This is a genomic window from Streptomyces sp. C10-9-1 (assembly GCF_024497955.1).
Classification (GTDB): domain Bacteria; phylum Actinomycetota; class Actinomycetes; order Streptomycetales; family Streptomycetaceae; genus Streptomyces; species Streptomyces sanyensis.
Genome location: NZ_JANHKP010000021.1, coordinates 111,911 through 123,402, shown reverse-complemented (window position 1 = coordinate 123,402; position 11,492 = coordinate 111,911). Strand labels below are relative to the sequence as shown.

Genomic DNA, 11,492 nt, shown 5'->3' with positions numbered 1-11,492 from the left:
ACACACGGAATGGATCCGGGAGCGCTGCCGGGAGGCAGGGCGAGCACCCGGCGCTCCCGACCGCTCCGCCGACCGGGTGGCATAGGGTCGTGGCCATGCGCTACGACCTCGTCATCTTCGACAACGACGGTGTACTCGTCGACAGCGAGCCCCTGGCGAACACCGTCCTCGCCGGTTACCTGACCGAGCTGGGACACCCGACCTCCTACGAGGACTCGCTGCGCGACTACATGGGCTCCGCCGTCCACCGGGTACACGACCTCGTCCGTGAGCGCACCGGCCGGTCCCTCCCCGCCGACTTCGACGCGACCCTGCACGCCCGTACGGTCGACGCCTTCGCCCGGGAGCTGAAGCCCGTCCCCGGAGCCGAGGACGTCCTGGGGGCCCTCGCGGCCGACGGAATCCCCTACTGCCTCGCCTCGTCCGGGAGCCATGAGCGCATCCGGGCCGGGCACCGGGTCACCGGGCTGGACCGGTGGTTCGGTGAAGGCACCGTCTTCAGCTCCGAGGACGTGGGCCGGGGCAAGCCCGCGCCCGACCTCTTCCTCCACGCGGCCCGCAGCATGGGCACCGAGCCCGGGCGCTGCGTGGTCGTCGAGGACAGCACGCTCGGCGTCCGGGCCGCGCTGGCCGCCGGCATGGACGTGTACGGGTTCACGGCCATGACCCCCGCATCCGCGCTGGCCGGTGCCGCAGGGCACTTCGCCGCCATGCCGGAACTCCTGCCGCTGCTCGGCTGACGCCCCCGCGCCCCCCCCCGCACCGCTCCCGGCCCCGGCTCCGGGCGGACGGTGGAGCGCCGCAACCAGGCCCCGCGCACTCCCTACCGCACGGTAGCCCGCGGCCCTACGCTGTCCGGCCATGACAGACGCGCGGTTGCGCCGCGGACGCGGCTCCCTGGCCTTCGCGTTCCTCGCCCAGGGCACGGCGTTCGCCCTGCTGGTCACCCGCATTCCGGCGATCCAGGACCGCTACGGCATCGGCGACGGCCTGCTGCCGCTCTACCTGGCCGCCGTCCCCGTCCTCGCCGGGCTCGGCAGCCTGGCCACCGAACGTCTGGTGCGACGCGTCCCCCCGAGCAGGGTGCTGCGGTGGTCGCAGCCCGCGGTGCTGCTCTCCCTCCTCGCTCTCACCACGGGCCGGGAACCCTGGCAGGCGGCCGCCGCGCTGTGCCTGTTCGGCCTGGCGGTCGGTGCGCTCGACGCCTCGATGAACATGCTCGGCGTCAGCCTCCAGCAGGCGTGCGGGCGCAGCATCATGCTCGGCTTCCACGCGGCCTTCAGCCTCGGCGGGATCCTCGGCGCCTCGCTCGCCTGGGTGGGTGCGTACGGACGGCTCCCCCTGGTCGTCCCCTGCCTCCCCGTCGCCCTGGTGCTGGGGCCCGCGGTCCTCGCCGCCTCGCGCTGGTACGTGGACGCCGCCCCGGCCGCGGCCCCCGGCGGGCGGGGGAACGCCCGCACCTCCGCGGTGCCCTTCGGCGTGCTGGCGCCGCTGTGCCTGGTGATGGCCTTCGCCTACATCGGCGACGCCACCGTCGCGAACTGGAGCGCCAAGTACGTGCAGGACGTGCTCGGGGGGTCGGAGGCGCTCGCGACCGTCCCGTACAGCCTCTACATGGCCACCACGCTGATCGGCCGCACGGCGGGGGACCGGGCCGCGGCGCTTCGGCGCCGTGGCCGTGGTGCGCGGCGGAACGCTGCTGGCCGCCGCGGGTTTCGCCCTCGTGGCCGCGGCTCCCGGGCCCTGGACCGGGATGGCCGGGTTCACGCTGCTCGGACTGGGGCTGTGCGTGGTCGTGCCCCAGACCTTCGCCGCCGCGGGCCGGCTCGGTGCGGGCGGCAGCGACGCGGCCGTCGCCCGGCTGAACGTCTTCACCTACGTGGGCTTCCTCGTCGGCTCGCCGCTCGTCGGCGGACTCGGCGACGCCTGGAGCTACCGCGGGGCCATGCTGGTGCCGACGGTGCTCGTCCTGGTGACGCTGGTGTACGCCCGGTCGTTCGCCGCTCAACCGGACCGATACGGTGACCCCCATGAGCGGCCGCGGGTTGTTGATGTGGGACGAGGCGGTAACGGGCTACGACTTCGGGGACAGCCACCCGATGGACCCGGTGCGCCTCGCACTGACCATGGGCCTGGTGCGGGCCTACGGCCTGGAGCGGGCCGTCGAGGTCGTGGCCGCGAAGCCGGCGGGTGACTCCACGCTCCGGCTGGTGCACCGCGAGGACTACATCGCCGCGGTGCGTGCCGCTTCCCGCGAGCCGCGCAGTGCCGACCAGTCCTACGGGCTGGGCACGGTCGACGACCCGGCGTTCGTCGGCATGCACGAGTCCTCGGCCCTGATCGCGGGGCAGTCGGTGGGCGCCGCGGAGGCCCTGTGGCGGGGTGAGGCCGAGCACGCGGTGAACTTCGCCGGAGGGCTGCACCACGCCATGCCCGGAGGCGCGTCGGGCTTCTGCATCTACAACGACGCGGCGCTGGCGATCGCCCGGCTGCTGGAGCTCGGCGCGGAGCGGGTGGCCTACGTCGACGTGGACGTGCACCACGGGGACGGCGTCCAGGCGGCGTTCTGGGACGACCCCCGGGTGCTGACGATCTCCCTGCACGAGCACCCCCGGACCCTGTTCCCGCAGACGGGGTGGCCCGAGGAGACCGGCGGGGAGGGGGCCGCGGAGGGATCCGCCGTGAACCTGGCCCTGCCGGCGGGGACCGGGGACGAGGGCTGGGTGCGCGCCTTCCACGCCGTGGTGCCCGAGCTGCTGGCCGACTTCGCCCCGCAGGTCCTGGTCACCCAGCACGGCGCTGACACCCACTTCGAGGATCCGCTGGCCCATCTCGCCGTGTCGCTGGACGCCCAGCGCGCCGTGCAGGTCGCCTGCCACGACCTGGCCCACGCGCACGCCGGGGGCCGGTGGCTCGCCCTCGGCGGCGGGGGCTACGAGGTCGTGGGCGTCGTGCCCCGGTCGTGGACCCACCTGGTGGGGATCGCCGCGCACCGGCCGGTGGAGCCCGAGTCGGCCGTTCCGTCCTCCTGGCGGGCGGAGGTGTACGCCCGCACGCGGCAGCTCGCCCCCGGACGGATGACCGACGGCCGGTGGCCGGTCCGTGTGCGTGGCTGGGAGGACGGTTACGACCCCGCGGACCGGCTGGACCAGGCCATTCTGGCGACCCGGCGCGCCGTGTTCCCGCTGCGCGGCCTGCTGGCCTGATCGAGGGCCCCCGTGCGGGCACCGGGAGAGCCGACCGCCCCCGGCGCCCCCGCCCGGGACCCGGCTCGGTCCGAACGCCCGGTGGGAGCCGTTCCTGCCGGGATTAGGCCAACAGGGGGCCGTTTCGCGGGTTCCGGCCTCACCCCCGTCCGGCTGCGCCAGCATCGGAAGGGTGTTGAGCACCCCAGCGCTGCGCGCGCATCTGCTGGCGTCCCGGCTGGCCGGGGACGTGGCGACCCCCCGGGAGGCCAGTCGGCGCAGCTATCGCGCCTTCGCGGCCCGCGACCCCCGGGTGACCCTGGGCCTCGAACCTCTCGACCGCTGGGACGAGGGGGAGTTGCTCGCCCTCATGGCCGACCGGTGCGGCGTCTCCGCCGACCCCGGGCTGAGGACCGGCCGGGACGCCATCGACCCCGACCTGACGCTGCGCGCCCTGGACGCCTTCGCGGCGCGTCTCGGCGACGCCGTGCGCCGGCGTGCGCCGGTACTCTTCGGAACGGGCCATCCGCACCGGCTGCTCGGGTTCTACGCCGATCTGGCGGACGCGGTGTCGGCGGCGGGCTGTCCTGTCCTCACCCCGGCGCAGGGGCGATGTGTCGACATAACGACCCGGTTCGGCGTACGTCCGCTGGTGCTGGCGTACGTACGGGGAGTGGGCCAGGTCCGGGAGCCCGGCCTGCGGGGGCCGGGGGTGCACAGCCATTCCCCCTTGCCGGTGAGGATCGCCCTGGAGGCGGCCGCGGCGGGCGGAGGGCCGCTGCCCGAGCTGGTCGTCGGGGATCACGGCTGGGTCTGCGGGGCAGGTCAGCTGGGTATCGAAGCCATCGGGCTCGCCGACACCGACGACCCCGCGCTGTTCGTCGGCGAGGCGGAGGGCAGGGTGTCCGTCGCCGTTCCGCTTGACGACGCGGTCCGGGCGGACAGTTACCGGCCCCTCACGGGGTATGTGCTCCACCGGTCCTTCCCGCCGTCGTAGCCGGGGGATTGCAGCTCCTCTTCCCCACTTGCATCACACGCCCCTACTCTGGGCAGTGAGCGCACAGCGACGAAGAGTCACCGGAGGGGAAGCCGGTGCGCGTCGGGTGCGGAAGGTACAGGTGGTCATGGCTGCTGGCAGCGAGAGGCCTCTCAACGAGGTCAAGTTCCTTACCGTGGCGGAGGTCGCCTCGGTGATGCGGGTGTCGAAGATGACGGTGTACCGGCTGGTGCACAGCGGTCATCTGCCGGCGATTCGGGTGGGGAGGTCCTTCCGGGTACCGGAACAGGCGGTGCACGAGTATCTCCGCGAATCCTTCGTGGGGGTGGAATCGGCGTGACCGGTGCCTGACGGCTGCACTCGGATTACGTCCCTCACCCGGCGGCAGGTAGGCTAGGCCGACGTAGGTCGTGTGGGCCCAGACGCCCCGCACCGAGTGAAGAGAAGTGAGCGAGGGTAGTCGTGGGCTCTGTTATCAAGAAGCGGCGCAAGCGGATGGCCAAGAAGAAGCACCGCAAGCTGCTCAAGCGCACGCGCGTTCAGCGCCGCAACAAGAAGTAGGCGGCGGCTGTACGCTGCTCGGCCCTCCCCCCGGTCACCGGGGGGAGGGCCGAGGCGTGTCCGGGCCCGGCCCCGGTGCAGTCCCGTGAACCGGGCCCCGGCCCGCGCGGTCCGGCCGCACCCGGTCCGGCCGCACCCGTCCGGGGCCCGGAACGAATGGTCCTGGCAAAAGTGCGCCGCGCGGTCATCACACCGCAACACCGACGCGCTACGGTGACGCCCAGGACCGAGGGAAGGCGCTGATCTTGGGCAGGATCGTGCTCGTCACCGGTGTGGCCCGGCCGCTCGGCGGCCGCCTGGTGCGCCGCATCCGCCGTGACCCGGACGTGGACCGCGTGATCGGCGTCGACGCCGTACCGCCCGCCCACCCGCTCGGGGGCGCGGAGTTCGTCCGCGCCGACATCCGCCGTCCCGCCATCGCCCGGGTCCTCGCCGAGCACGCCGTGGACACGGTGGTGCACATGGACGTCACGGGGACGCCGCTCGGCTCGGGCGGGCGCGCCTCGGTCAAGGAGACCAACGTCATCGGCACCATGCAGCTGCTCGGTGCCTGCCAGAAGTCCCCCACGGTCCGGCGGCTGGTGGTGAAGTCCAGCACCAGCGTCTACGGCTCGGCCCCGCGCGATCCGGCCGTGTTCACCGAGACGACCCCGCCGAAGTCGCTCCCCAGCGGAGGCTTCGCCAAGGACGCCGTCGAGGTCGAGGGATACGTCCGAGGCTTCGCCCGGCGCCGCCCCGACGTCGCCGTGTGCGTGTTGCGCTTCGCGAACATCCTGGGCCCCGGAGCGGACTCGCCCCTGGCCGAGTTCTTCTCGCTCCCGGTGATGCCGACGGTGTTCGGCTACGACCCCCGGCTCCAGTTCGTCCACGAGGACGACGTGCTCGACGTCCTGATGCTCGCCCTCGACGAGCCGCGCCGCGGGACGCTCAACAGCGGCACCTTCAACATCGCCGGCGACGGGGTGCTGACCCTGTCCCAGTGCTCGCGGCGGTTGGGGCGGCCCACGATGCCGGTGCTGCTGCCGGCGGTCACCTGGCTCGGCTCCGCACTCCGGACGGTCGGGGTCACCGACTTCTCGCCCGAGCAGATCCGCCTGCTCACGCACGGCCGGGTCGTCAGCACCGTCCAGATGCGCGAGACGCTCGGTTTCGCGCCGCGGTTCACGACCGCGGAGGCGTTCGCGGACTTCGCGCGCAGCAAGGGCCCCGGCCTGCTGCCGCCGGAGCTGGTGGCGAAGGCGGTGGACGAGGTGGCGGCGGCGCTGCCCGTGCGGCGGGCCGGGGACGCGGAGTACCAGGGCGCCGGGTAGGGGTCCGATCGCGGCGCCGGCGAGGCGGCGTCCGGCGGGCCGCAGACGTGGCGCAGGACAGTCCGGGACAAGGAGCACAGGCAACGATGGCGGACGCCAAGGTCATTCCCTTCGACGACGACCGTTCCCGCGGGGGTGCGCAGCGGCCGTCGCGCCGCCGCTCCGGCGGCGCGGCCCGGCGGAGCGCCGAGCGGGCCGCAGCGGCCGGTGACGGCCCCGTCCGCGAGCCGGGTGCCGCGGAACGCCGTGCCGGGCGGACCCGCGGCACCCGGGACGGTGGAGCGCGCCGGATGGAGGCCGCGCCGGAGCCCCTGCCGGAGGACCGGCCGGAGCCCCGTCCCGAGGGCCGGGCGGAGGCGGCCTCGGCGCAGGGCGGGCCGGCCGCCCACGCGCCCGGGGCGGCGCCGCAGCCGGAGGAGGGCGCCCGGGGCGACTGGGACCGGCGCATCGCGGGAGGGCTCGCCTTCCTGCGCCGCCGGCTCACCGGCGACTACGAGGTCGACGAGTTCGGCTACGACGCCGAACTGACCGACCAGGTGCTGATGTCGATGCTGCGGCCGCTGTACGAGAAGTACTTCCGGGTCACGGTGAAGGGCATCGAGAACATCCCGGCCGAGGGCGGGGCCCTGGTGGTGGCCAACCACTCCGGCACCCTGCCGCTGGACGGCCTGATGATGCAGGTCGCCGTCCACGACAACCACCCCGCCGGCCGCCATCTGCGGCTCCTCGCCGCCGATCTCGTCTTCCACCTCCCGGTGGTGAACGAGCTCGCCCGCAAGGCCGGCCACACGCTGGCCTGTGCCGAGGACGCGGAGCGGCTGCTGCGCCGGGGCGAGGTGGTCGGAGTGATGCCCGAGGGCTTCAAGGGAATCGGCAAGCCGTTCTCGGAGCGGTACAAGCTCCAGCGCTTCGGCCGCGGCGGGTTCGTGTCCACGGCGCTGCGGGCGGGCGTGCCGATCGTGCCGTGCTCGATCGTCGGCGCCGAGGAGATCTACCCGATGATCGGCAACGCCAGGACGCTGGCGCGGGTCCTGGGCTTTCCCTACTTCCCGCTCACGCCGACGTTCCCCTGGCTCGGGCCGCTCGGAGCGGTGCCGCTGCCGACGAAGTGGACGATCCAGTTCGGGGAGCCGATTCCCACGGAGGGGTACCTTCCGGAGGCGGCGGAGGACCCGATGCTGATGTTCAACCTGACGGACCAGGTGCGGGAGCAGATCCAGCACACGCTGTACAAGCTGCTGGTCCAGCGGCGTTCGGTCTTCTTCTGACGCTGCTTCGAGCCCGAGCCCGAGCGGAGACGCTCGGGCCCGGAAGGGGCGTCGGCCTTCCGGCCGGCGCCCCTTCCGGGGTGCCCTCCCTAGCGGTCCTCGGCGTCGAGTCCGAGGCCCGGCAGGATCCCCGGGAGCAGCGGGGGAATGGTGACGTCGGGAACCGGCTCCTCGCCGTCCTGACCCGACGGGGCGGGGGACGCCTCCTCGGCGGGCGGATCGAGCAGCCCGCCGGTGGCGCCGCCGAGCAGCCCCTCGTCCTCGGTGTCCGTTCCGGTACCGGACGGCCGGGGCGTGGACTGCTCCTCGCCGGGCTTCGCGCCGCCACCGGAGGCGGGTGCCGAGGGCGCCGCGCTTCCCGGGGCGGTGGCGTCGCGCCCGGCGTCCTGCGGGGTGCCGGGACTGCGGGGACCGGTGCGCCGCTCCTTCTCCGCCGGGCGGGGGAGAAGCGACTCCAGCGGGCCGACCTCCTGGTCTATGGCGTCGAAGGCCGAACTGACCTGCTCGCCCACATCGGTGAGCTGGACGGGGAGCCGGTTGCGGAGCCCGTCCCAGGTGTCGCGGTGGGACCGGGAGAAGGAGTCGAGCGTGGCCATCGGGGCGAGCGAGCCGTCCCTCTCGTATGCCGCGCTGAGCAGCCGGTGGCCCTCGGTGACGTCGTTGCGCATGCCGGTCAGGGCGCGCCGGACCTCGCTGAGCGACTCGTGGTCGAGGGATCCGGCCCGGTCGCGCTCCATCAGCCGCCGGGCCTCGCTGAGCCGGGTGGACGCCTGGTCGAGGTAGAGCTCGCCCTTGTCGGAGTCGTCGTCGGCGAGCCCGAGCCGGAAGTCCTCCATGCCGCGCTTGAGCCCGTACAGCGAGTCACCGGGGAGGGCGTCGGAGCTGGCGGCGGCCACGCCGCTGAACGCCCCGGCGGCCACGCCGACGGTCAGCCCGCCGGCAGCGAGCCCCTTCGACCAGCGGGACCTCGGTCGCAACTTCCCGAGCGGGGAAGCCCGGTGGGCACCGCGGCCGTGGGTCCGCTGCTCGGGCACCGTAGGGCCCGTGGCCCCCTCGGCGCCGCCCTCCTGGAGCATGGCCTCCATCGCGGCCACGAGCTGTGCCCGCTGGACGACCTTGACCTCGGGGTCCATCTCCGGTTTCGGCAGCTCGCCGAGACCGTGCGCCAGGCTCAGCAGACGCGCGTGGTCGGTCTCCTCGACCGACTCGTCGGGCTGCTCGGCCGCCTGGTCTTCCAGGGCCTGGGCGAAGGCGCTCGCCCGCCGGTGTGCCGAAACGTTCGCGATCACTGGCGGCACCTCCTCTCGTCATGACGGTCGACTCCCCTGGGGGGCTGGAGGGTTGCCTGCCCTGAGCGCATCCACACGAACGAGTGAGTGGCTGCGGGCATGGCGTTTCCACAGGGAGCCTGCAATCCGCACAACGAGCGGCGCGGCAGTTGGGTTACGCGCGAAAGATGATCGGACCAGTGCGTCATCGAGGCGTCACCGAATGTGAGTTGGGGGCGGGGGTGGGTGGGGGGACACGGGGTGCGGGGCGGGACGGTGGGGGGACGGGGCGTGCGGCAGGGGCGGACGGGTGCGTCAGCGCGCGTCGTCGGGCAGCAGGCGGGCGAGGGTGCGGACCGCGCGGTACTGGAGGGTCTTGATGGCCCCCTCGTTCTTGCCCATGGCCCTCGCCGTCTCGGCGACGGAGAGGCCCTGGAGGAAGCGGAGGGTGACGCACTCCTGCTGCTGGGGGTTGAGCTTGCGGACGGCTTCGAGCAGCGCGGCGTTGGACAGGGACTCCAGCACGGAGTCCTCCGGGCTGCGCTCGACCTCGTTGGCGTCGAGCATCTCGCCGGTGGTGACCTCCAGGCGGAAGCGGCTCGACTTGAAGTGGTCGGCGACCAGGTTGCGGGCGATCGTCACCAGCCAGGCGCCGAAGTCGCGCCCCTGCCAGGTGAAGGTGGAGATCCGCCGGAGCGCGCGAAGGAACGTCTCGCTCGTCAGGTCCTCCGCCGTCGCCTTGCCGCCCACCCGGTAGTAGATGTACCGGTAGACGGTGTCGCTGTACTGGTCGTACAGGCGCCCGAAGGCCTCGGCCTCACCGGCCTGGGCCCGTTCGACCAGGTCCATCATCCGGGCGCTGTCGCTGTCGGCCGCGGGGCGGCGGGCGGTCGCCGAGGCGCCGCCGCCCCGGCCGCCTCTCCGGGCGACGGTGCGCCCGTCACCCGCCCTGCGCCCGTCGGCCACGGCGGATCGGGCGGGACCGGCCTCGATGCCGTCGGCGAGGGCGTAGCAGGGGGCGGCTGGTCCGGGGGCGGGACCGGCCATGGCGAGGGCGGGGACGGCGAACGCGGTGGGGACGAGGCCGCGCAAGTGGTCGAGGACCGCTGCGCGCAGCGTAGCCAGGCCCGAGGCGTCAACCCCGACGTGTGGGTACACGGGACTCCCAGAGGCAGAGCTTCCATCACGAGCAGTGCGGGACCTTTCACCCGTCGTGATGACCGGCCGGGTCCGTCATGCGTCTGAGGAGAATAACGCTTCGTACAGGCAGCGCTACACCCAGTTGCTCAAATCGCCGTTTCCGACCCTTCTGTTATGTCTTGGTGACGGGTTGGCTCGCGGATAGTGACCAGTTGTTGATCGATCTGCATCGTGTTCTGTCGCGCTGCGGGGTCGGTTGTGCCCGCGCCGTGCCATCGGTACTGGCTGCGGCCGTGTGTGCGCAGGGTTGCAGGATCGTGTCGGCACACGTGCGGGTCGTGACCGCGGGGCTGATCGCGGAGGTACGGGCTTGACCGGCCGTGCCGGGTGCGCTCCCGCACGGCTCGGGGGCGGGGCTCAGCGGCGGCGGCGGTGCAGGGCCACGGCGGCCGCCGTGCCCCCCGCGAGCGCGCCCACGCCCGCCGCGGCCGGGATGCCGACCTTCGCGGCCTTGCGCCCGGTCCGGTAGTCCCGCAGCCGCCAGTCGCGCTCCCGGGCGTGCCGTCGCAGCGCGCTGTCCGGGTTGATCGCGTAGGGGTGGCCGACGAGCGAGAGCATCGGGATGTCGTTGTGGCTGTCGCTGTACGCGGCGCAGCGCGTCAGCTCCAGGCCCTCCGCGGTCGCCAGCGCCCGCACGGCCTCGGCCTTCGCCGGTCCGTGCAGGGGCTCGCCGACGAGCTTGCCGGTGTAGACGCCGTCCACGGACTCGGCCACGGTGCCGAGCGCCCCGGTCAGCCCGAGGCGCCGGGCGATGATGGTGGCCGTCTCGACCGGCGCCGCGGTGACCAGCCACACCTTCTGCCCGGCGTCCAGGTGTGCCTGGGCCAGCGCCCGGGTGCCGGGCCAGATCCGGTCGGCCATGTACTCGTCGTAGATCTCCTCGCCGATGCTCATCAGCTCGGAGACGCGGTGGCCCTTGACGATGGACAGGGCGCTGTCGCGGGCGTCCTGCATGTGCTCCGGGTCCTCGACGCCCGCCAGCCGGAACCATGCCTGCTGCCAGGCGAAGCGGGCCAGTTCGCGGCGCTGGAAGAACTTCCTCTTGTACAGGCCGCGGCCGAAGTGGAAGAGCGCCGCGCCCTGCATCACGGTGTTGTCCAGGTCGAAGAAGGCCGCGGCGCGCACGTCGCCCGCGACCGGGAACTCGGGTTCGGCTTCCGGCTCCGGACCCTCGGGTCCGCGCTCCGCCTCCAGCGCCAGGGAGGACTTGCGCGCGGCCTCGGCGGCGGCCTCTCCGGCCAGCACGCTGCGTGCCGTGGCGGAGCGCCTACGGGGGGTGAGCCATCCCAGTGCGGCCATGCGGTGAGCATAGCCAGTCCGTCCGCGCCCGCCCGAACTGCGGGGATGCAGTGGCGTGAACAGTCGGCGTCGGCACTGCCGGGGTCCGCCTCCGCGCGGTGCCCGGGCCGGTGAGAATGGGGGCATGAGTCCCCTGCTGCGACGTGCGAGGAAGAAGGCCGGTGAGCGCGTGGTCACGCTCATCGGCAAGCCCGGGTGCCATCTGTGCGACGACGCCCGGGAGGTCGTCGCGAGGGTCTGCGCCGAGGCTGGCGCGGCCTGGGAGGAGAAGGACATCACCCGGGACGAGGAGCTGCACCGCGCCTACTGGGAGCAGATCCCGGTGGTGCTCGTCGACGGCGAGCAGCACACCTTCTGGAAGGTGGACCCGGGGCGGCTGCGGCGGGCGCTGGAGGGCTGACCCC

Annotated in this window: 11 protein-coding genes and 1 pseudogene; 9 read left to right on the top strand and 3 right to left on the bottom strand. The window is 73.6% G+C overall.

Annotated features, from left to right (window positions below):
• The first annotated feature begins 95 nt into the window (after positions 1-95).
• The 8 genes and pseudogenes from NPS70_RS26040 (at position 96) to NPS70_RS26005 (ending at position 7,321) form a co-directional block, all read left to right on the top strand.
• Positions 96-740: an HAD family phosphatase gene (locus NPS70_RS26040; protein WP_256526865.1), complete on the top strand. Its 645-nt coding sequence runs from the start codon at positions 96-98 to the stop codon at positions 738-740.
• 121 nt (positions 741-861) lie between these two features.
• Positions 862-2,077 (top strand): annotated as a pseudogene (locus tag NPS70_RS26035) (MFS transporter); the annotation flags it as partial.
• Positions 2,031-3,206, top strand: a complete 1,176-nt coding sequence (locus tag NPS70_RS26030; protein ID WP_374212058.1) for an acetoin utilization protein AcuC — start codon at positions 2,031-2,033, stop codon at positions 3,204-3,206. The pseudogene NPS70_RS26035 and the gene NPS70_RS26030, both read left to right, overlap by 47 nt.
• 172 nt (positions 3,207-3,378) lie before the next feature.
• Positions 3,379-4,182, top strand: a complete 804-nt coding sequence (locus NPS70_RS26025) for a phosphatase (RefSeq protein WP_256526863.1) — start codon at positions 3,379-3,381, stop codon at positions 4,180-4,182.
• 127 nt (positions 4,183-4,309) lie between these two features.
• Positions 4,310-4,522: a helix-turn-helix domain-containing protein gene (locus NPS70_RS26020; protein ID WP_014046653.1), complete on the top strand. Its 213-nt coding sequence runs from the start codon at positions 4,310-4,312 to the stop codon at positions 4,520-4,522.
• Positions 4,523-4,644: 122 nt separating this feature from the next.
• A complete protein-coding gene (locus NPS70_RS26015; protein ID WP_003948845.1) occupies positions 4,645-4,743 on the top strand; it encodes a 30S ribosomal protein bS22 in 99 nt (32 codons plus the stop codon).
• Positions 4,744-4,988: 245 nt separating this feature from the next.
• Positions 4,989-6,053, top strand: a complete 1,065-nt coding sequence (locus tag NPS70_RS26010; RefSeq protein WP_256526862.1) for an NAD-dependent epimerase/dehydratase family protein — start codon at positions 4,989-4,991, stop codon at positions 6,051-6,053.
• An 86-nt stretch (positions 6,054-6,139) separates the two neighbouring features.
• Positions 6,140-7,321 (top strand): lysophospholipid acyltransferase family protein, encoded by a 1,182-nt coding sequence (locus NPS70_RS26005; protein WP_256526861.1) that lies wholly within the window; start codon positions 6,140-6,142, stop codon positions 7,319-7,321.
• Positions 7,322-7,410: 89 nt separating this feature from the next.
• Here the strand turns inward: NPS70_RS26005 and NPS70_RS26000 are convergent, their stop codons facing one another.
• From NPS70_RS26000 to NPS70_RS25990, 3 genes are all read right to left on the bottom strand, one after another.
• Positions 7,411-8,610, bottom strand: coding sequence for a DUF5667 domain-containing protein (locus NPS70_RS26000; protein WP_256526860.1), 1,200 nt, complete (start codon positions 8,608-8,610; stop codon positions 7,411-7,413).
• A 294-nt stretch (positions 8,611-8,904) separates the two neighbouring features.
• Positions 8,905-9,747 (bottom strand): ECF subfamily RNA polymerase sigma factor, BldN family, encoded by an 843-nt coding sequence (locus NPS70_RS25995; protein ID WP_256526859.1) that lies wholly within the window; start codon positions 9,745-9,747, stop codon positions 8,905-8,907.
• 399 nt (positions 9,748-10,146) lie between these two features.
• A complete protein-coding gene (locus tag NPS70_RS25990; RefSeq protein WP_256526858.1) occupies positions 10,147-11,088 on the bottom strand; it encodes an HAD family phosphatase in 942 nt (313 codons plus the stop codon).
• Positions 11,089-11,212: 124 nt separating this feature from the next.
• On the opposite strand from NPS70_RS25990, the gene NPS70_RS25985 reads away from it, so the two are divergent.
• Positions 11,213-11,488 (top strand): glutaredoxin family protein, encoded by a 276-nt coding sequence (locus NPS70_RS25985; RefSeq protein ID WP_256526857.1) that lies wholly within the window; start codon positions 11,213-11,215, stop codon positions 11,486-11,488.
• Positions 11,489-11,492: the final 4 nt, after the last annotated feature.